This window comes from Agromyces sp. NDB4Y10, from assembly GCF_001620055.1.
Lineage (GTDB): Bacteria > Actinomycetota > Actinomycetes > Actinomycetales > Microbacteriaceae > Agromyces > Agromyces indicus.
The window spans coordinates 1-22,510 of the sequence record NZ_LQGY01000068.1; the positions used below are offsets into that span (position 1 = coordinate 1).

Here is a 22,510-nt window from a genome sequence, read left to right on the forward strand (position 1 = left end):
CGCCGCCCTGCCCGCGCACTCGTCGCGCAGCCGCGCGCTCGGCAGAGGGCTGGCGCGGCGGCCGGCGCGGCGGCGGCGCGGCGCTACGCCTTGGCGGCCTTCGCCGCGGCCTTCGCGGCCTGCTTCGTCGCGCGCACCTTCTGCAGCGATTCCGGGTCGCGGATGTCGGCGACCGACGCGAACGAGCCCTCCTCGCCGTAGTGGCCGGCGGCCTCGCGCCATCCGCTCGCCTGCAGCCCGCACTGCTTGCCGAGCAGCGCCAGGAAGATCTTCGCCTTCTGGTCGCCGAAGCCCGGCAGCGCCTTCAGCCGGCGCAGCACCTCGGGCCCGTCGGGGTCGCCCTGCGTCCAGATCGCCTCGGCGTCGCTGCCCCAGTCGTCGCGGACCGCGTTGGCGAGCGCCTGCACGCGACCGGCCATCGAGCCCGGGTAGCGGTGCACGGCCGGCGGCTGCTTGAACACGTCGACGAGGTGGTCGGGGTCGACGGCCGCGATCGTCTCGGGCTTGATCGAGCCCACCCGCTCGCGGATCTTCGCGGGCCCCGCGAAGGCGGTCTCCATCGCGACCTGCTGGTCGAGCAGCATCCCGACGAGCAGGGCGAACGCGTCCTCGCTCAGCAGCTGGTCGGCGGCGGCATCCCCGGTGATGTTCAGCGTGGTCATGCGCTCCATCCTCCCATCCGTGGCGGGGGCGGGCCCGATCCGTTCCGTAGCATCCGCTCTGCGAATGCGGACAGGAACTGACCGGATGCCGCGCCAGACTGGCCCCAGGACACCACCCGCCGGCAGCACGACCACCGGCCGAACCAGGAGGACCACCATGGACTGGAAGATCGAGCTCATCTTCGTGCCCGTCACCGACGTCGACCGCGCGAAGGAGTTCTACGTCGAGAAGCTCGGCTTCAACGCCGACTTCGACCAGCGCGTCACCGAGGAGCTGCGCTTCGTGCAGCTGACCCCGCCCGGATCGGCGTGCTCGATCGCGATCGGCGAAGGGCTCGGCGGCACGCTCGCACCCGGCTCGCTCGACGTGATCCAGGTCGTGATCCCGGATGCCGACGCCGTGCTCGCCGAGCTCCGCGCGAAGGGCGTCGAGGCCGAGGGCGTCGACGAGCAGCCGTGGGGCCGCTTCGTCACGCTCCGCGACCCGGACGGCAACCGCTGGACGCTCCAGCAGCTGCCCGACTACTCGGCCGGGTGAGCGGCGGGCGGAAGCTCAGGCAGACCGCGTGCGCACCGCCGCCGCGCTCCCCCGCACCACGAGGTCCGGCACGCGCGACGTGCGGTCCGTCGCCGAGGCCTCGTCGCGCAGCACCTCGACCACGGTCGCCATCACGTCGCGACCGAGCGAGTCGAAGTCCTGTCGCATCGTCGTGAGCGGGGGCGTGAAGTACGCGGCCTCCGGGATGTCGTCGAAGCCGACCACGCTCAGCGCGCCCGGCACCGGCACACCCGCCTCGGCGCACGCCCGCAGCACGCCGAGCGCCATGTGGTCGTTGCCGATGAACGCGGCGCCGGCCCATCCGTCGTCGATGATGCGTCGGCCTGCGGCGTACCCGGATGCCGGGAGCCAGTCCCCCACGATCGGCTCGCGCTGCTCGAGCCCGTGCTCGGCGAGCGCGGCGGCGAACCCGCGACGCCGCTCGGCGGCATCCATCGAATCGGCCGGCCCCGACACGTGGACGATGCGCCGGTGCCCGAGCGCGATGAGGTGCTCGGTCGCGAGTCGCGCCCCGGCGAACTGGTCGAACGAGACGCGGTGCAGGCCCGGCGCCGCCTCGGACGCCACGACCACGAGCGGCACGCCCGCGTCGATGCCGCCGAGCACCTCGACGCCCTCGCGTTCGCCGGAGATGAGCACGATCGCTTCGACGCGCTGGAGCACCAGACGGTGCACGGCCTGCGTCAGCGCGTCGGCGTCGAGTGTGCGCATGCTCGCCTGGCTCACGGCGTAGCCCGCGGCGCGTGCCGCCTCGTTGAAGCCCAACGCGGCGCTCGACGGGCCGTAGTCGGGCCGCCCCGCCTGGATCAGCCCGATCGACCCGGACCGGCGGCCCGCCATGGCGCGCGCGGTCGGCGACGGCGCGTAGTTGAGCTCCGCCATGGCGGCGCGCACGCGCTCGCGGGTCGCCGCGGCGACGCCCGGCAGGTCGTTGAGCACGCGCGACACGGTCTGGTGCGACACGCCCGCACGCCGGGCGACGTCGAACATCGTCGGCACGCCGGTGGCATCCGTCACCGCCGGGTCGCCGCTCACGGAATCCTCCTTCAGAGCCCCTGCGCGAGTCGGTAGTAGGCCTGGTTCCACCGTACTTCGCGCTGGAACTCGCGCAGCTCGGTCGACTCGTCGATGACGAGCAGCTCGAGCTTCGCCATCTCGGCGAAGTCGCGGAACACCTCGACCCCGACCGCGGTCGACATGACGGTGTGGTGCGCGGCGCCCGCGGCGAGCCACGCGGCGGCCGAGGTGGCGAAGTCGGGGGCGGGCTTCCAGACGGCCCGGCCGACGGGCAGCTTGGGCAGCGGATGCCGCAGCTCGACGTTCTCGACCACGTTCGCCGTGAGGCGGAACCGGTCGCGCAGGTCGCTCATCGCCACGACCACGGCCGGTCCCGGGTCGGCGGTGAAGACCAGGCGCACCGGGTCCTCCTTGCCGCCGATGCCCAGCGGGTGGATCTCGAGCGAGGGCTTCGACGTGGTCAGCGAGGGCGACACCTCGAGCATGTGCGCGCCGAGGATCAGCTCGTCGCCCGGCGTGAGGTCGTACGTGTAGTCCTCCATGAGCGACGCGCCGCCGGGCAGCCCCGCCCCCATGACGTTCGCGATGCGCACGAGCACGGCCGTCTTCCAGTCGCCCTCGGCGCCGAAGCCGTACCCCTCGGCCATGAGCCGCTGCACCGCGAGGCCCGGCAGCTGCTTCAGCGCGCCGAGGTCCTCGAACGACGTCGTGAACGCCCCGAAGCCGCCCTCCTCGAGGAACGAGCGCAGCCCGAGCTCGATCGCGGCGCCGTCGCGCAGCGACTGGTGCCGCTCCCCGCCGGCCCGCAGCTCGGGCACGACCTCGTAGAGCTCCTCGTACTCGGCGACGAGTGCGTCCACGTCGGCGTCGGATGCCGCGGCGACCGCCTCGGCGAGCTCGTTGACGCCCCACGTGTTGACCTGCACGCCGAGCCGCAGCTCGGCCTCGGTCTTGTCGCCCTCGGTCACGGCGACGTAGCGCATGTTGTCGCCGAAGCGGGCGAGCTTCATCGATCGGGACGCCGCGAGACCGGCCGCCGCACGCTGCCACGTGCCGAGCTCGCCCTGCACGCGCGGGTCGGAGGCGTGGCCCACGATCGTCTTGCGCGGCACGCCGAGGCGCGTCTGGATGTACCCGAACTCGCGGTCGCCGTGGGCCGCCTGGTTGAGGTTCATGAAGTCGAAGTCGATCTCGCCCCACGGCAGCTCGACGTTCGCCTGCGTGTGCAGGTGCGCGAGCGGCTTCTGCAGCGCGTCGAGTCCGGCGATCCACATCTTCGCGGGGCTGAACGTGTGCATCCACGCGACGAGCCCGATGACGCGGTCGTCGGCGTTCGCCTCGAGCATGATGCGGCGGATCGCGTCGGAGTCGGTGAGCACGGGCTTCCACACGATCTTCACGGGCACGGCGGATGCCGCGTCGAGCGTCTCGGCGACCTGCCGCGACTGCTCGGCGACCTGCTGCAGGGTCTCGGGGCCGTAGAGGTGCTGGCTGCCGGTGAGGAACCAGATCTCGACGCCGTCGAGCGAGGTGGTGAGGGGGGTGCGGGTCATGCGTGGGTCTCCTTGGTACGTGGTTCGTGAAGCGGATGACGCGTCAGAGCGCGTCCACGGCGGCCGCCTCCGCGGCCAGGCCGGCGCGGTAGCGGTCGAGGTAGGCGGTGAAGCCGGCGACGTCCGCCGGGTCGGGCCGGACGGTCTCGAACGCGACGTCGCCGAAGACGTGCTGCTCGAGGTACGTGCCGAGGTCGACGCCCTCGGGCGCGGACAGGTACGACGCGAGCACCGCCATCCCCCACGCACCGCCTTCGGAGGCGGTCGCGCCGACCGCGACCGGCGCCTCGAGCGCACCCGCGAGGAACCGCTGCGCCACCCCGGCGGTGCGGAAGATGCCGCCGTGCGCGTACATGCGGTCGAGCTCGACGCCTTCGTCGGCGAGCACGCGCATGCCGAGCGCGAGCGTGCCGTACACGCCGTAGATCTGGGCGCGCATGAGGTTGGCGAGCGTGAGTCGGCTGTCGGGCGTGCGGAGCACCATCGGCCGCCCCTCGACGAGGCCCGCGATGGGCTCGCCCGCGAGGTGGTTGTAGGCGATCAGGCCGCCGGCATCCGCTTCGCCTTCGAGCGCCTCGCGGAACAGCCCCTCGAACACGGCGTCCGACGACAGCCGCGCGCCGGTCGCCTCGGCGAACCGGCCGAACACGCCCGCCCATGCGGCGAGTTCGCTCGCGCCGTTGTTGCAGTGCACCATCGCGACCGGGTCGCCCGCGGGCGTCGTCACGAGGTCGAGTTCGTGGTGGGCGCTCGCGAGCGGGCGCTCGAGCACGACCATCGCGAAGATGCTCGTGCCCGCGCTCACGTTGCCGGTGCGCGGGAGCACGGCGTTCGTCGCCACCATGCCCGTGCCGGCGTCGCCCTCGGGCGGGCACAGCGGCGACCCGGGCTGCAGCACGCCGGACGGGTCGAGGAGTTCGGCGCCCTCCGCGGTGAGCCGCCCCGCTTCCCGCCCGGCCGGCAGCACCTCGGGGAGCAGGTCGGCGATCCGGAGCCCGGGCGCGCGCGACGCGACCAGTTCGTCGAACACGCCGATGAGCCGCGCGTCGTAGTCGCCCGTCGCCGAGTCGATCGGGAACATGCCCGAGGCGTCGCCCACGCCGAGCACGTCGTGCCCCGTCAGTCGGCGGTGCACGTACCCGGCGAGGGTCGTGAACGAGCGGATGTCGCCCACATGCGCTTCGTCGTCGAGCACCGCCTGGTACAGGTGGGCGATCGACCAGCGCAGCGGGATGTTGAACCCGAACCGCTCGCTGAGCTCGGCCGCAGCCGGCCCGGTCGACGTGTTCCGCCAGGTGCGGAACGGCACGAGCAGCTCACCCTCGGCGTCGAATGCGAGGTAGCCGTGCATCATCGCCGAGACGCCGATGGCGCCGATCGACTCGGGCCGGGCGCCGTGGCGGCGTTCGGCGTCGGCCGCCAGCTCGGCGTAGGCCGCCTGGACGCCCGACCACACATCCTCGAGCGCGTAGGTCCAGACGCGATCCTCGAAGCGGTTCTCCCACTCGTGACCGCCCACGGCGAGCACGACGTTCGGATCGTCGCTGCGGACGAGGCACGCCTTGATGCGCGTCGAGCCGAACTCGATCCCGAGCGACGTGCGCCCCTCGAGGATCGTCGTGGCATCCGTGGTCTTAGTCTCGCTCATCGTCGGGCGTCTCCACTACGTCGTCGTTAGCGCTAACAAACCCAATGTTAGCGCTAACGATGCGGTGTTCCAAGCCCGCCCGTCCCGCATCGGGCGAACGACGAGGGGCGGATGCCGCAGCATCCGCCCCTCGAATCGCGCGTCGTCGGGCTAGCGCCCGCCCGACCGCCGCTTGTTGTAGACGTCGAACGCGACCGCGAGCAGCAGCACCAGGCCCTTCACGGCCTGCTGCCACTCGATGCCGATGCCCATGATCGACATGCCGTTGTTCAGCACACCGATGATGAGACCACCGATGATCGCGCCGCCGATCGTGCCGACGCCGCCCTGGACGGCCGCGCCGCCGATGAACGCCGCCGAGATCGCCTCGAGCTCGAAGCCGTCACCGGCCTTCGGACCGGCGAGGTTCAGGCGCGCGGTGAAGATGAGGCCGGCGAGCGCCGCCAGCAGGCCCATGTTCACGAACAGGAGGAAGTCGACCCGGCGGGTCTTGATGCCCGAGAGCTCGGCCGCGTGGCGGTTGCCGCCGATCGCGTAGATGTGCCGGCCGAACACCGTGCGGTTCATGATCACGCTGTAGACCAGCACGAGGAAGCCGAGCACGATGAGCGTGATCGGGATGCCCTTGTACGAGGCCAGCGAGTAGGCGAAGAACAGGATCGCCGCGCCGATGAGCACGAGCTTCGTGATGAACCACGCGATGGGCTCGACGTCCTGGCCGTACTTCTGGCGGCCGCGACGGGTGCGCACCTGCTGCACGACGAGGATCACGATGGCGAGGATGCCGATGCCGAGCGTCAGCGGGTCGATCTCGAACTCGCCGAACACGTCGGTCACGAAGCCGTTGCCGAGCGCGCGGTACTCGGCCGGGAACGAGCCGATGTTGGCGTTGCCGAGGACCACGAGCGCGAGGCCTCGGAAGATGAGCATGCCCGCCAACGTCACGATGAACGCCGGGATGCCGACGTAGGCGATCCAGAAGCCCTGCCAGACGCCGACGAGCGCGCCGATGCCGAGCGACAGGATGATCGCCAGCCACCACGGCAGGCCCCATTGCACCGCGAACACACCTGACACGGCGCCGATGAACGCGGCGACCGAACCGACCGACAGGTCGATGTGGCCGGCGATGATGACCATCACCATGCCGATCGCGAGCACGAGGATGTACCCGTTCTGCACGACGAGGTTCGAGATGTTCTGCGGGCGCAGCAGGATGCCGTCGGTGAGCACGGCGAACAGCACGACCACCGCGATCAGCGCGATGAAGATGCCGTTCTTGCCGAGGTCGGCGAGCACGTGGCTGAGTCGGTCGGTGAACTTGTTCTCGACGGGGTTGACCTGTGCCCCGACGGCCTGCGACTCCTGCGTCGGAGTCGGGTTGGGATTCGACATGGTGTCTCCTGGTTTCGATCCGCGAGCGTCGGGCTAGCGGGGCTTTTCCATGGTCATGAGCTTGAGCATCGACTCGGGCGTGGCCTCGTCGACGGGGAGTTCGCCCGTGATGCGCCCCTCGGAGAGCGCGTACAGGCGGTCGCAGATGCCGAGCAGCTCGGGCAGCTCCGAGGAGATGACGATGATGCCCTTTCCGGCCGCGGCGAGCTTGTTGATGATCGTGTAGATCTCGTACTTCGCGCCGACGTCGATGCCGCGCGTGGGCTCGTCGAGGATGAGCACGTCGGGATCGGAGTAGATCCACTTCGACAGCACGACCTTCTGCTGGTTGCCGCCGGAGAGCTTGCCGGTCTTCACCAGGACGTTCGGCGCCTTGATGTTCATCGACTTGCGGTACTCGTTGGCGACCGCGTACTCCTCGTTGTCGTGCACGAGGCCGTACTTCTCGAGCTTGCGCAGCGACGCCATCGAGATGTTCCGCTTGATGTCCTCGATGAGGTTCAGGCCGTAGGTCTTGCGGTCCTCGGTCGCGTAGGCGATGCCGTTCTCGATCGCCTCGGCCACCGTGCGGGTCTTGATCTCCTTGCCGCGCAGGAACACCTTGCCGGAGATCTTCGAGCCGTAGGAGTGGCCGAACAGGCTCATCGCGAACTCGGTGCGGCCGGCGCCCATGAGCCCGGCGATGCCCACGATCTCGCCGGCACGCACGTGCAGGTTGACGTTGTCGACCATGACGCGCGAGGTGTCCTGCGGGTGGTGCGCGGTCCAGTCCTCGACGCGCAGCAGCTCCTCGCCGATGTGCGGCGTGTGGTCGGGGTAGCGGTGCTCGAGGTCGCGACCCACCATGTCCTTGATGATGCGGTCCTCGGTGACATCCTGCTTGGCGATCGTCTCGATCGTCTTGCCGTCGCGGATGACGGTGACGGTGTCGGCGACCTTCTTGATCTCGTTGAGCTTGTGGCTGATGATGATCGACGTGATGCCCTGCCCCTTGAGGTGCAGGATCAGGTCGAGCAGGTGGTCGGAGTCCTCGTCGTTCAGGGCGGCCGTCGGCTCGTCGAGGATGAGCAGCTTCACGCGCTTGGACAGCGCCTTCGCGATCTCGACGAGCTGCTGCTTGCCGACGCCGATCTCGCGGATCTTCGTGGTCGGGTTCTCCTTCAGGCCCACCCGGGCGAGCAGCTTCGACGCCTCGAAGTTGGTCTTGTTCCAGTCGATGAGGCCGCCGGCGCCCTTCTGCTCGTTGTTGAGGAAGATGTTCTCGGCGATCGACAGGTAGGGGCTGAGCGCGAGCTCCTGGTGGATGATCACGATGCCCTTGGCCTCGGAGTCGGTGAGGTCCTTGAACTCGACCGTCTCGCCCTCGAAGACGATCTCGCCCTCGTAGGTGCCGTGCGGGTACACCCCAGAGAGCACCTTCATCAGCGTCGACTTGCCGGCGCCGTTCTCGCCGCAGATGGCGTGCACCTGGCCGCGCTCGACCGCGAGGTTGACGTTCGCGAGGGCCTTCACGCCCGGGAACGTCTTCGTGATGCCGCGCATCTCGAGAATGTGGTTGGTCATCCTTGCTCCTGCTCCATTGCCGGTGCACCGTCCGGTGCGACGGATGCCGCGGCCGGGACCTGAGGCGAGGGTACTCCCGCCTCAGGTCCCGACACGCGGTGTCCGGTCATGCGGTTCGGCTCAGCGGCGAATCAGCCGTTGATTTCCTCTTCGGTCCAGTAGCCCGAGTCGACCAGGACCTCGGTGATGTTGTCCTTGACGACGATCACCGGGTCGAGGAGGTACGACGGCACGACCTTCACGCCGTTGTCGTAGTCCTCGGTGTTGTTGACCTCGGGCTCCTCGCCCTCGAGCAGCGCGGTCGCCATGTCCACGGCCACGGTCGCGAGCTCGCGCGTGTCCTTGAAGATGGTCGCGTACTGCTCGCCGGCGTTGATCGCCTTGACCGAGTCGAGCTCGGCGTCCTGGCCGGAGATGATCGGCCACTCCTCGCCCGTCGAGTAGCCGGCGCCCTCGAGCGCCGAGATGATGCCGCGCGAGATGCCGTCGTACGGCGAGAGCACCGCGTCGACCTGCGAGCCGTCGGAGTAGTTCGCCGTGAGGATGTCCTCCATGCGGCTCTGGGCGGTCTCGCCGTCCCAGCGGAGCGTGGCGACCTGCTCGATGTCGGTCTGGCCCGACTTCACGACGAGCGTGCCGTCGTCGATCAGCGGCTGGAGCTCGTTCATCGCGCCGTCGAAGAAGAAGAACGCGTTGTTGTCGTCGAGCGAGCCGGCGAACAGCTCGATGTTGAACGGACCCTCGGGCGCGCCCTCGATCGGGGTGCCGTCGAGCTCGGTGAGGCCGAGGCCGTTGAGCACCGACCACGCCTGCTGCTGTCCGACGACGAAGTTGTCGAACGAGGCGTAGTAGTCGACGTTCTCGGAGTCGCGGATGAGGCGGTCGTACGAGATGACGGGGATCTCGGCGTCGGCCGCGGTCTGCAGCACCTCGGAGAGCGTGGTGCCGTCGATGGCCGCGATGATCAGGGCCTCAGCGCCCTTGGTGATCATGTTCTCGACCTGCGAGACCTGGGTGGGGATGTCGTCCTCGGCGTACTGGAGGTCGACGCGGAAGCCCTGCTCCTCGAGCTGCTCCTTGACGGAGTCGCCGTCCTGGATCCAGCGCTCGGAGCTCTTGGTGGGCATCGCGACGCCGATGAGGCCGCCGTCGCCGCCGCCTTCGCCTCCGCCGCCGCCGGCGCCGCCCGAGCACGCGGCGAGCGCGAGCATCGAACCGGCCGCCATCGTGGCGAGGAGCACCTTCTTCGTGCTGTTCACGGTGTGTCCTTTCACTGTGTGGTCATGGACGTCGTCGTCTTGGTGACGGTTTCGGAATCCGGCCTCGTCCATGACGACCGGCTTCCCTGCGGCATCCGTTCGGGACCACGGGTGCCGCAAGCTCTGTTCAGTTGGGGGCGGTACGACGGGTGTCGGATGACTGGCCGTACACGTTCTGGTACCGGTCGTACAACCGGTCGATGGCCTCCTGCGGGATCGGGATGAGCTCGCCGGCCTCGCGCGCGAGGTGCACCGTGCGCGCGACGTCCTCGACCATGACGGCGGCCTTCACCGCGTCCTTCGCGTTCGCGCCGATGGTGAAGGGGCCGTGGTTCTGCATGAGCACCGCCCGGGAGCGGTGCCCGGAGAGCGTCTCGACGATGCCGCGGCCGATCGAGTCGTCGCCGATGATCGCGAACGGGCCGATCGGGATCGGGCCGCCGAACTCGTCGGCCATGGCCGTGATCACGCAGGGGATCTCCTCGCCGCGCGCCGCCCAGGCGGTCGCATAGGTGGAGTGGGTGTGCACGACACCGCCGACGTCGGGCATGTTGCGGTACACGTACGCGTGCGCGGCGGTGTCGCTCGACGGGCTGCGGTCGCTGCCGGGGGTGCCGGGGATCACGGCGCCGTCGAGGTCGCAGAGGATCATGTTCTCGGGCGCGAGGTCGTCGTACGCCACGCCCGAGGGCTTGATGACGAACAGGTCGGCGCCGGGCACCCGGCCCGACACGTTGCCGCCGGTCCACACGACCAGGCCGTAGCGGGTCAGCTCGCCGTGGAGTCGGGCGACCTCGGCCCGCACACGCGCGATCGCGACCTCGATCTGCGGGCCGAAGCTGGTCACGCGGGACTCCCTCGTCGGTGGTGCGGTCGCCGGGCGGCGGTGGACTCGAACCGTGCGACGGCTGATGTGACCGTTCACATGGCGCGTCACATGTTAGCCACACGATTGCGCATCGTGTCAACAGACCGATGGTCACGGAACGGTAACGCCGTTCGGACGCTCAGAACGCGGGAGCGCCCACCGAGTCGCGCACGATGAGCTCGGGCTCGATCGTGCCGCGGTACTCCGGCGCGCTCGAGTCGAGGTCACCGAGGAGGAGCGCCACGCACCGCCGGCCGACCTCGGGGAAGTCCTGGCGCACCGTGGTGAGCGGCGGCCAGAAGTGCGCCGCCTCCGGGATGTCGTCGAAGCCGACGATGGACACGTCGCGCGGGATCTCGAGGCCCGCGTCGCGGACGGCGTGCATGACGCCGAGGGCCATCTGGTCGTTCGACGCGAAGATCGCGGTGAAGTCGCGCACGGTCAGCAGCTCGCGCCCCGCGTGGAAGCCGAACTCGGCCGTCCAGTCGCCGAGGATCGGCGCCGTGGTGGGCACGTCGTTCGCGCCCATCTCGTCGAGGAACCCGCGCATGCGGGCCTCGGCCTCGATCCAGTCCTGCGGGCCCGCGAGATGGTAGATCATCCGGTGTCCGCGGTGGATCAGGTGCCGCGTGGCCTTCCGGGCGCCCGCGATCTGGTCGACGGACAGGGTGTGCTCGGGGTCCCGACCCGTGGACTGGAGCGTCACGTAGGGTACGTCGATCGACAGCTCGGCGAGCGTGTCGAACACGCGCACCTGCGGCGCGATCACCACGAGCCCCTCGATGCCCTGGGCCCGCAGGTGCGCGAGCCCGTCGGCGATCGAGCCCGCGTCGGACGACTCGATGTTCGCCGTGCTCACCCAGTACCCGGACTCGCGCGCGGCCGCCTCGATGGCGGCGATGCTCGAGGCCGGACCGTAGTGCGTGCTCGACGCGGAGAGGATCCCGATCGTGCGCGACCGGCTCGTGACGAGGGCCCTGGCGGCGCGGTTGGGCTTGTACTGCAGCTCGGCCATCACGTCGAGGACGCGCTGCTTGGTCTCGGGACGGATGCTCGGATGCTGGTTCAGCACCCGCGAGACGGTCTGGTGCGAGACGCCGGCCAGGCGCGCGACATCCCGGATGCTGGGGGCGCGGACGCGAGTCGGCTCCTGCGGCGGCTCTGGCACGGTGACCTCGGGATCGATCTCGGCATGTTCACGGTCACACATGCCGGCGAGACCATTATGCACATCCCCGCGCGGAATGTGACCGTCACAATGTGACGGTCACATGAACTCGGGCCCTATGCGGCCGCGGGACGGACCCGGGAGGCGAGCGCCACGCCGACCAGGGCGATGGCGACCGTCACCACGAACTCCGCCGTGAAGGCGCCGCCGACCACTGCGCTCGCGACGAGCGCCGTCACCGCGAGCGCCACCGCGGCACCGAGCGACTCGCCGATCGTGAGCGCCGCGCTGTTGAAGCCCTGTGCCGCCTTCGGCGAGAGCTCGAGGACCGACACCGAGAAGCGCGGGTACATGAACCCCATGCCCGCGCCGGCCGCCGTCCACGCGACGAACGCGATGATCGGCGAGAGCCCGAGCATGGCGACGAGCAGCACGACGACGAGCGCCGCGGCCAGGACGCCGGTGCCGATGCGCACCGCATCGACATTGGAGACCCGGTCGCCGAGCCGCCCCTGCAGCCACGACGCCGTGGCCCATGACAGCCCCGCGCCCGTGAGCACCGCACCCGCGAGGCCCGGCGAGAACTCGTATCGGTCGATGAGCAGGTACGGCAGGTAGATCTCGGTGCCGAAGAACGCGCCGGCCACGACCGTGCGCATCAGCACGGTCGCCGGCATGCCGCGAGCGGCGCGCAGCGTGCCCACGGGGAACAGCGGCCGCACCGCGACGACCGTCAGCGCGATCGAGCCGAGGGCGACGATCCAGCGCCACGGGTCGGCGAGCTCGGTCGAGAGGCTCACCCCGAGCGCCGCCGTCGCCGCGAGCACCGACCAGGCGAGTCGGCTGCGGCTCCACGGCACGCTCGGGTCGCCCGCGACGAGGTCGCGCACGCGCAGGAGCGGCACGAGCATCATGGCGCCCGCCGGCAGCACGAGCCCGATCACGCCGAGGAACACCCACCGCCAGTCGAGCTGCTCGGCGAGGAACCCGGCGATCGCGGGACCGATGATCGACGGGATCACCCACGCCGCCGCGAAGCCGGCGAACACGCGGGCGCGCACCGACTCGGGATAGACGCGCGCGACGATGACGTAGAGCGGCACGATGACCGCGGCCCCGCCGATGCCGTGCACGAGCCGGCCGAGTACGAGGATCGGCATCGTCGGCGCGAGACCGGCGATCACGAGCCCGATCACGAAGAGGGCGCCCGCCGCGAGCAGCGGAGCGAGCGGACCGGAACGGTCGGTCCAGTTGCCGGCGACGACCATGCCGACGACGCCGGCCGCGAGCGGCACCGAGAAGGCGAGCGCATACAGGCTCTGCCCGTCGAGATCGGCCGCGACGAGCGGCATGACGGTGGTCACCGCGAGCACCTCGAACGCCGCGAGGAAGATCAGGGCGAACATGCCGAGCGACAGCCACCGCCAGGGACGAGCGAGCGGCCCGCCGACGGGCTCGGTCTCGATCGGAGTGGTGGTGGAGCGTTCGATCACTTGATCGAGCCTACGACGGCCCCGCGACATCCGCCCCGCCGGCGACGGTCGCCGAGCGTCGAGATGCTGCCGAGCTAGAGCTCCTCGTGCTCGTCCGGGTCGGCGCCCCAGAGGCGCCCCCGCTCGAGACCCGAGATCGCGTCGACCTCGGCGTCGTCCAGCTCGATGTCGAAGACGTCGAGGTTCTCGCGTCGCCGCGCGGCATCGGACGACTTCGGGATCGGCACCGCGCCGAGCGCCAGGTGCCAGGCCAGCACGACCTGGGCGGGCGTCGCCTCGTGCGCCGCGGCGATCTCGGCGAGCACCGGCTCGCTCAGCAGCTCGGTGCGCTTGGCGAGCGGGCTCCAGCTCTCGGTGCGGATCGAGTGCTCGGCATGGTACGCGCGGAGCTCGGTCTGCGGGAAGTACGGGTGCAGCTCGACCTGGTTCACCACCGGGAGCAGCCCCGTCTCCTCTACGAGCCGGTCGAGCATGGCGGGCGTGAAGTTCGACACCCCGATCGAGCGGACGACGCCGCGCTCCTTGAGCTTGATCATCGATCGCCAGCTGTCGACGTACCGGTCGCGCTTCGGGTTCGGCCAGTGGATCAGGTAGAGGTCGACCCAATCGAGGTCGAGCCGCCGGCGCGACTGCTCGAAGCTCGCGAGGGTCTCCTCGAGCCCGTGGTGCCGGCCGGGCAGCTTGGTCGTGACGAACAGGTCGCTGCGGTCGACGTCGGTGCGGCGGATGGCCTCGGCCACCACCTCTTCGTTGCCGTAGTTGTACGCGGTGTCGATCAGCCGATAGCCGTCCGCGATCGCGGAGACGATCGCCTCGACTCCCGCCTGGTCGTTCAGCCCGTACGTTCCGAGGCCGATCGCCGGGATCGTGTTGCCGTCGGCGAGCGCGTACGCATGGGCGGTCATGGGGACCATCCTCACCCGGAACCGCCCGCCGATGCCAGCCGCCGCGCCCGATCCCCAGCGCTTCGGCAGCGATTCGCGGCGTGGTCAGCGGCCGGCGACCGGCCCGCGGCGCGCTCGGGCCCGCCGCACGACGGTGACGACGACGGATGCCGCGGCGAGCGCGAGCGGCACGTACAGGTTCTGCCACGCGAGCACGAGCAGCCCCGCCGAGAGCACGGTGGCGACGACCGCGAGCCACCAGCCCACCGACCAGCGGCGGAGCAGCAGGGTCGCGGCGAGCATGCCCACGGCGTAGATCGCGACCATGTTGCTCGTGTGGATGAGGATGAACGGCGCGAGGTCGAGTTCGAGCACGAGCGCGAAGCCGAAGTACACCGCCATGAGCGTGCCGGTGAGCACGAGCGCGCGCCGCGGGACGGCGCCGTCCTCGGCGCCCTTCGCGAAGAAGCGCGGCAGGTCGCCGTCGCGGCCGAGCGCCGCGCCCAGTTTGCCGAACGCGGGCAGGTAGGCGTTCAGCACGCCGACCGTGACGATCGCGGCGACGATCGCGACGAGCACCGGTCCGATGCCGGGCACGGTCGTGGCGACGAGGTCGACGAGCGGGACCTGGCCGTCGCCCGCCCGCTCGCCGAGCACGCCGACGGTGACGACCTGCAGCGCGAGGTAGCCGACGCCGACGATGACGATGGCGATCGCGGTGGCGATCGGGATGGTGCGGCGCGGGTCGCGGAACTCCCCCGCGATGTGCGTGCCGACCTCCCAGCCCGCGAACGCCCACACGAAGAGGCTGATCGCGGTGCCGACGCCCTCCCAGCCGTTCGGCAGGAACGGCGTGAAGTTCGACGGCTCGACCGCGGGGAACGTCGCCGCGACGACGCCGATGACCACGGCGAACAGGAGGCCCGTGAGCGCGAACTGGACCCAGCCCGCCACGCGCACGCCGAACCAGTTGGCGAGGTAGGGCGGCACGTACACGGCGAGCGCGATGACGGGCACGGCGGCGCGGTCGACGCCGAGCACGGCGACGACGTACTCGCCGCCGAGGATCGCGACGACGGGCGCGCCGACGCACACGCCGAAGAAGAACCAGTACCCGGTCATGCGTGCGGCCGTGGCGCCGAGGGCGCGGCGCACGTAGCTCGCGACGCCGCCCGCGTCGGGGAAGCGGGAGGCGAGCGCGGCGAAGGTGCCCGCGAGCGGGATCGACAGCAGCAGGACGGCGGCGACCGCGACGATCGAGGCGGGGCCGGCGGCTTCGGCGGCGAGACCCGGCAGCACGAGGATCCCGGTGCCGAGCACGCTCGCCACGTACAGTGCGGTGCCCTGCCCGAGACCGAGGCGGCCCCGATGAGCGGGGCCGGCGGCGACGTCGACGGATGCCGCGGCATCCAGCGTTCTCGAACTCACCCGTTCATCGTGCCGGATGCTGCCGACGCCGCGCACTGGCAGGCCTGACACCGTTGCGCGAGATCCCGCCAACGGTGGTGGGCGGTCTCGGTACGCGGCTCCGCCGCTACTCGACCAGCGACGTCAGAGCCGGGCCAGCGCCTGGTCGATGTCGCCGAGCAGGTCGTCGACGTCCTCGATGCCGACCGAGAGGCGCACGATCGACTCGGGCACCTCCGCCTCGGTGCCCTTCACCGACGCGTGCGTCATCTCCGACGGGTAGTTCACCAGGGACTCGACGCCGCCGAGCGACTCGGCGAGCGTGAACAGCTCGGTCGACTCCGCGAACCGGCGCGCCGCCTCGCCGCCGCCGGCGAGCTCGATCGACACCATGCCGCCGAAGCCCGACATCTGCCGTGCCGCCAGCTCGTGCCCGGGGTGCGACGGCAGGCCCGGGTACAGGACGCGCGCGATGCCCGCGTGCTCCGAGAGCCGCTCGGCGATCGCGAGCGCGTTGCGGCTGTGCCGCTCCATCCGGATGCCGAGGGTCTTGATGCCGCGCGTCGTGAGGAACGCGTCGAACGGGCTCGACACGGCACCCGCGGCGAACTGGGTGAACCCGACGCGCTCCGCGAGCTCCTCCTGGCCGGCCGCGAACACGAGGCCGCCGCCGACCACGTCGGAGTGGCCGCCGAGGTACTTCGTGGTCGAGTGGATGACCACGCCCGCCCCGAGCGACAGCGGCTGCTGCAGCGCCGGACTCGCGAACGTGTTGTCGACCACGACGAGCACGCCCGCCTCGTCGCCGAGCTCGGCGAGCGCCCCGACATCCGAGATCTTCATGAGGGGGTTCGACGGCGTCTCGACCCACAGCACCTTGGTGGTGCCGAGCTCGATCGCCGCCCGCACCGCGTCGAGGTCGCTCGTGTCGACGGTGGTGTGCCGCACGCCCCAGTCGCCGAAGATCCGGCGGATGAGCCGGTGCGTGCCGCCGTAGACGTCGTTGCCGATGACGACGTGGTCGCCGGGCTTCAGGGTGGTGCGCAGCAGCGCGTCCTCCGCGGCGAGGCCCGACGCGAACGACAGGCCGCGGATGCCGCCCTCGAGGGCCGCGAGCTGCGTCTCGAGCGCGGTGCGGGTGGGGTTGCCGCCGCGCGAGTACTCGTACCCGCCGCGGAGCCCGCCGATGCCGTCCTGCGCGTAGGTCGAGGTGACGTGGATGGGCGGGATCACCGCGCCGGTCGTCGGGTCGAAGTCCTGTCCGGCGTGCACCGCGCGGGTGTCGAAGCGTGCGTCGCTGTTCATCTGGGGTCCTTACGAGGAGAGGTACGAGAGCAGGTCGGTGCGCGAGATGACGCCGAGCGCCTTGCCGCCGTCGGTGACGAGCATGGCGGGCGCGGTGCCGAACGCCTGGCGCGCGGTCGCGACGGGCTCGTTCACGCCGATGAGCGGCAGCGGCTCCCCCACGACGGTGGACACCTCGTCGGTGAGCTTCGCGCGGCCGGAGAACACCTGCTCGAGCAGTTCCTCCTCGTGCAGGGCGCCGACGACCTCGCCGAGCACGACGGGCGGCTCGGCGGCGAGCACGACGAGCTGCGAGACCCCGGACTGCGTCATCCGGTCGATCGCCTCGCGCACCGTGTCGTTCGGGTGCACGTAGACGAGCGGTGCCGTGCGGTCGGCCTTGGCCGACAGGATGTCGCGGATCGTGTGCCCCGCGGGCGCGTTGCCGAAGCCGTACGCGCGCATCCACTTGTCGTTGAAGATCTTGCCGAGGTAGCCGCGACCCGAGTCGGGCAGGAGCACCACGAACACGTCGTCGGCCGTGACCTCGGGCCGGGACGCGGCCTTCAGCGCCGCGACGACGGCCATGCCGCTCGAGCCGCCGACGAGGATGCCCTCCTCGCGCGCGAGGCGCCGGGTCATCTCGAACGACTCCGCGTCGGACGCCGCGATGATCTCGTGCGGCACGCTCGGGTCGTATGCGCTCGGCCAGAAGTCCTCGCCGACGCCCTCGACGAAGTACGGCCGGCCCGTGCCGCCCGAGTACACCGACCCCTCCGGGTCGGCGCCGATGATCCGCACCCGGTCGCCGGAGACCTCGCGCAGGTACCGGCCCGTGCCGGTGATCGTGCCGCCCGTGCCGACGCCCGCGACGAAGTGGGTGATGGTGCCGTCGGTGTCGCGCCAGATCTCGGGGCCGGTGGTCTCGTAGTGCGACCGCGGCCCGTTCGGGTTCGAGTACTGGTCGGGCTTGAAGGCGCCCGGGATCTCGCGCGCGAGCCGGTCGGAGACGCCGTAGTACGACTCCGGGCTGTCGGGCGCGACCGCGGTCGGCGTCACGACGACCTCGGCGCCGTACGCCGTGAGGACGTTGCGCTTGTCCTCCGAGACCTTGTCGGGGCAGACGAAGATGCACTTGTAGCCGCGCTGCTGCGCGACCAGGGCGAGCCCGACGCCGGTGTTGCCGGACGTCGGCTCGACGATCGTGCCGCCGGGCTTCAGCTTGCCCTCGCGTTCGGCCGCGTCGATGATGCGGGCCGCGATGCGGTCCTTCGAGGAGCCGCCGGGGTTCAGGTACTCGAGCTTCACGAGCACCGTGGCCGGGGTCACCCCCTCGGTCACGTGGTTGAGCTTGACGAGGGGCGTGTCGCCGACGAGGTCGGTGATGTGCTGCGCGTACTTCATGCCGGTGTTCTGTCCTTGGTGTGGATGGGCGTCGAGCGGCGCCGATCGGCGCGCGACGCGAGGAAGGGGGTCGCCTGCCTAGCGACGACAGCAACACCGGGGCGAGAAGCTCACCCGGCCAGCCTAGCGGGTGACGGATGCCGCGTGGCAGGCCCGGCTCGCGGCATCCGTCGACGCGCTCTCTGGTGTTCTCCCAGTCGCATGCGTTTGGATGATGGGAGATCCCCGTCAGGAAAGGCCACTCGTGACCACGCCCCCGCCCGGAAAGAAGCTCACCGTCAAGCAGCAGCGCGCAGCGGAGCGCGAACGCAAGCTCGAGGAGTTCAAGAAGCGCGAGGCGCGCATGAAGCGCAATCGCCGCATCGCCATCGGGGCGTCGCTCGCCGCCGGTCTCGCAATCGTCGCGCTCATCGTCACGACCGTCCTGCTCACGCCGCAGCGCCCGAGCTACACCGCCGGCGGCGAGGGCGTCGAGATCGACGGCGTCGAGACGTTCCAGAACGCGTCCGAGCACGTCGAGGGCGTCGTCGACTACGAGCAGACGCCGCCCGCGGGCGGCCAGCACAACCCGGCCTGGCTGAACTGCGGCATCTACGAGGAGCCCGTCCCGAACGAGAACGCCGTGCACTCCCTCGAGCACGGCGCGATCTGGGTGACCTACGACGCCGAGGCGCTCTCCGAGAGCGAGCTCGAGACGCTGCGCTCGAAGCTGCCCGGCACGTACGTGATCCTCTCGCCGTTCGAGGGCCTGCCCTCGCCCATCGTCCTCAGCGGATGGAACGTGCAGCTGCAGGTCGACGAGGCCGACGACCCGCGCATCGGCGAGTTCCTCGAGGAGTACTGGCAGAGCCAGAACGTGCCCGAGCCGGGCGCGCTGTGCACGGGCGCGATCGACGGTCCCGGCAAGGTGTCGTGACCGACCGCTCCACCGACACGCGGTCGAACGGCGGGGTCGGCCGCTGGGTGATCGTGCTCGCGGCATCCGTGGCGCTCGTCGTCGTGGCCGCCGTCGCGTTCTCGATCGGCCGGCTGTCGACGCTCGGCGACCCGACGCCCGCCAACGCGAGCGCCGAGGCCGGCTTCGCGCGCGACATGCAGGTGCACCACCAGCAGGGCGTCGAGCTCGCGATGATCGTGCGCGACGCGACCGACGACGAGGCCACCCGGCTGCTCGCGTACGACATCGCCACGGCGCAGGCGCAGCAGTCCGGCCAGATGTACGGCTGGCTCGCCGAGTGGGGCCTGCCCCAGGCCGGGCCCGAACCGTCGATGACGTGGATGACGCGGCCCGCCGCCGACGGCTCGCACGACGACCACGGCTCCGGAGACGGCGACGCCCCGGCCCACGAGCCGGGCGAGCCGATGCCGGGCCTCGCGACCCCGGAGCAGATCGAGGAGCTCCGCTCGCTCGAGGGCGTCGAGGCCGAGCGCGCATTCCTCGAGCTCATGATCGCCCACCACCGCGGCGCGGTGGAGATGGCCGAGGCCGTGCTCGCCCGGTCCTCCTACCCGGTGGTCGTCTCGCTCGCCGAGTCGATCGTGCGCAGCCAGGAGTCGGAGATCCGCCTCATGGAGGACATGCTCGCCGCGCGGTCGTAGCCCCGACTCAGCGGAAGTACTCGGGCCGGCTCACGGCCGTGTCGGAGACGAACATCACGCCCGATCCCGCCTCGAGCACCGGTCGGAGCCCGTCGACGAGGGTCTGCGCGCGGTCGGCCGGGACGACGGTGATGAGCAGCGTGAGCGCATCGCGGTCGTTGAAGAGCATCCGCCCGCCGTGGGCGCCGTGGTGGCCGAAGCCCGACACCCCGCCGAGCGCGGTGTAGCCCGTCGCGCCGATCGAGCGCATCAGCGCGGTCACGGCGTCGACCTCCGCGGTGGGGATGACGAGTTCGATCTTGGTCATGGGCGTGAGGCCGTCGATGGTCATGGGTGCTCCTCGGCGTGGACGGGTCGGGCGGGTCGGGGTTCGGTTCGTGCGGCGGGGTGCTCGGCGACCTCGCCGATGCCCTCGCGGGTCCAGCCGAGCGGCCCGTAGCGCAGCCACGGGTCGCGTTCGCCGGAGCGGACGCGGAGCGCGATCCAGCCGCCCTCGAGGAGGCCGCGGACGAGGCTCGAGCGGTCGACGATCTCGCACACGCACGCGACCGGCGCCTGCACGAACACCTGCAGCCGGACAGGCTCGTGGACCGCGCGGCGCCCCACGCCGACCGACTGCCAGGGCAGGCCGGTCCGGAGATCGCCGCCGTAGCCGGCCTGCACCGCGAGGTCGCCGACGACGTTGGCGAGCGGCTTCGGCCCGGCGCCCCAGCGGTCGGGGTCGACCGTGGAGGCGAGGTACTGGGCGTTGATCCACTGCGCGACGATCATGGGCGCGGTGAGGATCGTCTCGAGCGCGGCGCCGTCGGGGTCGGCGTCGGGCTCGTAGCTGTGCAGGAAGGCCCGGCGGCCCAGGTCCATCCCGCGCGTGGCGCGACGCGGCGCGACGATGAGCGCGGCGTTGCCGGCGAGGCCCCACTCGGGGTACGCCTCCGACCAGTCGGCGGCGCGCCGCTCGGCGTCGCCCGTGAGCGCGTCGACCCCGTGGGCAGCGGATGCCGCGTCGGGAGCGCCCGGCAGCGTGGCGAGCCGTTCCCGCAGCGAGGCGGCTCGCGCCGCCGCGAGCAGCTCGTCGCACCGCGCGAGGTCGGCGAGGTGCGAGGCGGGCACGGACCAGGGCTCGCACGTCGTGACGCGGTCGGTCACCGTGTCGTGCTCGACGGCGACGAACACGGTGTCCTCCGGCACCCGGATGCCGCGGGCGGCGAGGCCCGCGCGCGTGCCGGGGTCGTTGAGGATCGCGGCGGCGGCGCGCGCGTTGCTGCCGCCCGGGTGCCCGCCGCAGGCCCCGCAGTGCAGCGCCGACGCGAACGGGTTGTTGACGGTCGCGGCGCCGTGGCCGGCGAGCAGCACGAGCCGGGCGAACCCGTCGACGAGGCCCATCATCCGCAGCGCGGCCTCGGCGTAGGCGATCCGCTCGTCGAGCGCGAAGACGGCGTCGGCGTCGGCCCGCGTCGCCGGCCGGGCGGCACTGCCGCGCCAGGCCTCGACGAGGCGGCTCCAGCCGACCGGGGCCGCGGTGCGGGCCGCGGCCGCGAGGCCCATGGGCCAGCCCGCGGTCTCGGCGAGTGCGTACGGGGCGAGCGTGGAATCCTTCGTGCGCGCGACCACCGCGGAGGCGGCGGAGCGGGCGCGGACGCCGTCGAGGTACCGGGCGGCGCCGGCCGAGTCGGCGGCGAGCTCGGTGACGTCGCGGCGCGGTTCGAGCAGGACCGGGCAGGCGGCGGCGGGCGGGGCCCCGTCGAGGTCGTGCCAGCGCATGGCGACGGCGAAGAACCCGGCGAACCCGAGCGTCTCGACGACGACGCCGCTCCGGTCGGCCTCGCGCTCGAGCGCGCGACGCAGGCCCTCGGACCGCGGGTCGATGCAGAACACCGCCTGCGCGAGCGGCCGCGGCGACGGCTCGGCGTCGCGGTCGGAGGCGCGGTCGTCGTCACGCTCGTCCGCCGCGCGGACGCGAGGCGGGGCGAGGGTGCGCGCGGCGCTGCGATCGAGCGCCTCCTGCCAGATCGTGGTGCGCTCCTCGGGACGCACGAGCGAGAGCACCCGCCCGACCGTCGAGCGCGCGGTCGCGTCGTCGCGGTCGAGGCCCAGGCGGTCGAGGACCGCGTCCACCCGTCGGGCCTCCGCCGCCCCCGGGTCGCCGGCGCCGTCGCGGGACTCGGGGCGCGTCGGCAGCCCGGCGTGGGTCGCGGGCAGGAGCAGCCGCTCGTACGTCGCCCGCACGGCGACGAGGTCGACGAGGTCGATCGCGCGTCCGACGCTCGCGGCGTGGGCGACGTGACCGGCGAGTCCGGGCAACGCCGTCAGGTGTGCGCGCAGGAACCGGTCCGCGTCGTCGCCGAGCAGCCGCCAGTGCGCGAGCGCATCGGCGATCGCGTCCTCGGGGTGCACCGCGAGTCGACGGATGCCGCGGCGCACGCGCCGGGGAACCCACGGGTCGCGCGCCGCGAGCCGCTGCCAGGCGGGCCAGAACGCCTCGTGGCGCATCGGCGACCAGGTGCTGCTGCCGCTGCCGAGGTAGGCGGTGACCCACCGCAGCACGAGGTCGTCGACCCGTGCCGCGACGCGGGCGTCGACCGTCTCCGCGGGCGTCGCGAGCTGCCGCTCGGGCGCCGGCGCGGGCGGCGCCGCGACGAGGTCGGCGAGCAGGATGTCGGCGACGGCGAGGCCGTGCCGGCCGGGGCTCGGCGACCGCCGCTCGCGGTCGCGGGCCTCGGTGACGTGGCGTTCGAGGGCGCCGCGGC

19 protein-coding genes are annotated in these 22,510 nt (G+C 71.6%); 3 read left to right on the top strand and 16 right to left on the bottom strand.

Annotated elements, in window-relative coordinates:
- Positions 1-83: 83 nt before the first annotated feature.
- Positions 84-662: an HhH-GPD-type base excision DNA repair protein gene (locus tag AVP42_RS15445; RefSeq protein ID WP_369798149.1), complete on the bottom strand. Its 579-nt coding sequence runs from the start codon at positions 660-662 to the stop codon at positions 84-86.
- A 157-nt stretch (positions 663-819) separates the two neighbouring features.
- On the opposite strand from AVP42_RS15445, the gene AVP42_RS15450 reads away from it, so the two are divergent.
- Positions 820-1,200, top strand: coding sequence for a glyoxalase superfamily protein (locus AVP42_RS15450; RefSeq protein WP_067950639.1), 381 nt, complete (start codon positions 820-822; stop codon positions 1,198-1,200).
- A 15-nt stretch (positions 1,201-1,215) separates the two neighbouring features.
- Here the strand turns inward: AVP42_RS15450 and AVP42_RS15455 are convergent, their stop codons facing one another.
- From AVP42_RS15455 to AVP42_RS15515, 13 genes are all read right to left on the bottom strand, one after another.
- The gene (locus AVP42_RS15455; protein ID WP_197467048.1) at positions 1,216-2,256 is read right to left on the bottom strand and encodes a LacI family DNA-binding transcriptional regulator; all 1,041 of its coding nucleotides are present in this window, start codon (positions 2,254-2,256) and stop codon (positions 1,216-1,218) included.
- Between the two features lie 11 nt (positions 2,257-2,267).
- Positions 2,268-3,791: an L-arabinose isomerase gene (araA, locus tag AVP42_RS15460; protein ID WP_067950641.1), complete on the bottom strand. Its 1,524-nt coding sequence runs from the start codon at positions 3,789-3,791 to the stop codon at positions 2,268-2,270.
- Between the two features lie 43 nt (positions 3,792-3,834).
- Entirely contained in the window at positions 3,835-5,439 is a 1,605-nt protein-coding gene (locus tag AVP42_RS15465; protein ID WP_067950643.1) for a xylulokinase, read from the bottom strand.
- A gap of 150 nt (positions 5,440-5,589) precedes the next feature.
- Entirely contained in the window at positions 5,590-6,834 is a 1,245-nt protein-coding gene (gene mmsB, locus AVP42_RS15470; RefSeq protein ID WP_067950645.1) for a multiple monosaccharide ABC transporter permease, read from the bottom strand.
- 33 nt (positions 6,835-6,867) lie between these two features.
- Positions 6,868-8,397: a multiple monosaccharide ABC transporter ATP-binding protein gene (mmsA, locus tag AVP42_RS15475; RefSeq protein WP_067950647.1), complete on the bottom strand. Its 1,530-nt coding sequence runs from the start codon at positions 8,395-8,397 to the stop codon at positions 6,868-6,870.
- A gap of 131 nt (positions 8,398-8,528) precedes the next feature.
- On the bottom strand, positions 8,529-9,623 hold the full coding sequence (gene chvE, locus AVP42_RS15480) for a multiple monosaccharide ABC transporter substrate-binding protein (RefSeq protein ID WP_067950669.1): 1,095 nt from the start codon (positions 9,621-9,623) through the stop codon (positions 8,529-8,531).
- Between the two features lie 160 nt (positions 9,624-9,783).
- Positions 9,784-10,503 carry an L-ribulose-5-phosphate 4-epimerase gene (locus AVP42_RS15485; protein WP_067950649.1) on the bottom strand — a complete coding sequence of 240 codons (720 nt, stop codon included), beginning with the start codon at positions 10,501-10,503 and terminating at the stop codon, positions 9,784-9,786.
- Between the two features lie 160 nt (positions 10,504-10,663).
- Positions 10,664-11,734 carry a LacI family DNA-binding transcriptional regulator gene (locus tag AVP42_RS15490; protein ID WP_082847340.1) on the bottom strand — a complete coding sequence of 357 codons (1,071 nt, stop codon included), beginning with the start codon at positions 11,732-11,734 and terminating at the stop codon, positions 10,664-10,666.
- A 74-nt stretch (positions 11,735-11,808) separates the two neighbouring features.
- Entirely contained in the window at positions 11,809-13,185 is a 1,377-nt protein-coding gene (locus AVP42_RS15495) for an MFS transporter (RefSeq protein WP_231878663.1), read from the bottom strand.
- A gap of 74 nt (positions 13,186-13,259) precedes the next feature.
- On the bottom strand, positions 13,260-14,090 hold the full coding sequence (locus AVP42_RS15500; protein ID WP_067950651.1) for an aldo/keto reductase: 831 nt from the start codon (positions 14,088-14,090) through the stop codon (positions 13,260-13,262).
- Positions 14,091-14,174: 84 nt separating this feature from the next.
- Positions 14,175-15,497 carry an APC family permease gene (locus AVP42_RS15505; protein ID WP_067950653.1) on the bottom strand — a complete coding sequence of 441 codons (1,323 nt, stop codon included), beginning with the start codon at positions 15,495-15,497 and terminating at the stop codon, positions 14,175-14,177.
- 123 nt (positions 15,498-15,620) lie between these two features.
- The gene (locus tag AVP42_RS15510; RefSeq protein WP_067950655.1) at positions 15,621-16,781 is read right to left on the bottom strand and encodes a cystathionine gamma-synthase; all 1,161 of its coding nucleotides are present in this window, start codon (positions 16,779-16,781) and stop codon (positions 15,621-15,623) included.
- 9 nt (positions 16,782-16,790) lie between these two features.
- On the bottom strand, positions 16,791-18,164 hold the full coding sequence (locus AVP42_RS15515; protein ID WP_067950657.1) for a cystathionine beta-synthase: 1,374 nt from the start codon (positions 18,162-18,164) through the stop codon (positions 16,791-16,793).
- A 244-nt stretch (positions 18,165-18,408) separates the two neighbouring features.
- On the opposite strand from AVP42_RS15515, the gene AVP42_RS15520 reads away from it, so the two are divergent.
- Together AVP42_RS15520 and AVP42_RS15525 are read left to right on the top strand one after the other, a co-directional pair.
- A complete protein-coding gene (locus tag AVP42_RS15520; RefSeq protein ID WP_231878664.1) occupies positions 18,409-19,080 on the top strand; it encodes a DUF3105 domain-containing protein in 672 nt (223 codons plus the stop codon).
- Positions 19,077-19,763 carry a DUF305 domain-containing protein gene (locus AVP42_RS15525; RefSeq protein WP_067950661.1) on the top strand — a complete coding sequence of 229 codons (687 nt, stop codon included), beginning with the start codon at positions 19,077-19,079 and terminating at the stop codon, positions 19,761-19,763. The genes AVP42_RS15520 and AVP42_RS15525 overlap by 4 nt, the downstream gene beginning before the upstream one ends.
- A gap of 7 nt (positions 19,764-19,770) precedes the next feature.
- Here the strand turns inward: AVP42_RS15525 and AVP42_RS15530 are convergent, their stop codons facing one another.
- Positions 19,771-20,094: a P-II family nitrogen regulator gene (locus AVP42_RS15530; RefSeq protein WP_067950663.1), complete on the bottom strand. Its 324-nt coding sequence runs from the start codon at positions 20,092-20,094 to the stop codon at positions 19,771-19,773.
- Positions 20,091-22,510, bottom strand: a 2,420-nt coding sequence (locus AVP42_RS15535) for a putative inorganic carbon transporter subunit DabA (RefSeq protein ID WP_067950665.1), incomplete at its 5' end; no start/stop codon positions are given. The genes AVP42_RS15535 and AVP42_RS15530, both read right to left, overlap by 4 nt.

Excerpts from the sequence above, each read along its gene's own strand:
- AVP42_RS15445 (WP_369798149.1), bottom strand. The coding sequence starts at position 662 with ATGACCACGCTGAACATCACCGGGGATGCCGCCGCCGACCAGCTGCTG.
- AVP42_RS15450 (WP_067950639.1), top strand. The coding sequence starts at position 820 with ATGGACTGGAAGATCGAGCTCATCTTCGTGCCCGTCACCGACGTCGAC.
- araA (WP_067950641.1), bottom strand. The coding sequence starts at position 3,791 with ATGACCCGCACCCCCCTCACCACCTCGCTCGACGGCGTCGAGATCTGG.
- AVP42_RS15465 (WP_067950643.1), bottom strand. The coding sequence starts at position 5,439 with ATGAGCGAGACTAAGACCACGGATGCCACGACGATCCTCGAGGGGCGC.
- mmsB (WP_067950645.1), bottom strand. The coding sequence starts at position 6,834 with ATGTCGAATCCCAACCCGACTCCGACGCAGGAGTCGCAGGCCGTCGGG.
- mmsA (WP_067950647.1), bottom strand. The coding sequence starts at position 8,397 with ATGACCAACCACATTCTCGAGATGCGCGGCATCACGAAGACGTTCCCG.
- chvE (WP_067950669.1), bottom strand. The coding sequence starts at position 9,623 with ATGGCGGCCGGTTCGATGCTCGCGCTCGCCGCGTGCTCGGGCGGCGCC.
- AVP42_RS15490 (WP_082847340.1), bottom strand. The coding sequence starts at position 11,734 with ATGTGTGACCGTGAACATGCCGAGATCGATCCCGAGGTCACCGTGCCA.
- AVP42_RS15500 (WP_067950651.1), bottom strand. The coding sequence starts at position 14,090 with ATGACCGCCCATGCGTACGCGCTCGCCGACGGCAACACGATCCCGGCG.
- AVP42_RS15510 (WP_067950655.1), bottom strand. The coding sequence starts at position 16,781 with ATGAACAGCGACGCACGCTTCGACACCCGCGCGGTGCACGCCGGACAG.
- AVP42_RS15515 (WP_067950657.1), bottom strand. The coding sequence starts at position 18,164 with ATGAAGTACGCGCAGCACATCACCGACCTCGTCGGCGACACGCCCCTC.
- AVP42_RS15530 (WP_067950663.1), bottom strand. The coding sequence starts at position 20,094 with ATGACCATCGACGGCCTCACGCCCATGACCAAGATCGAACTCGTCATC.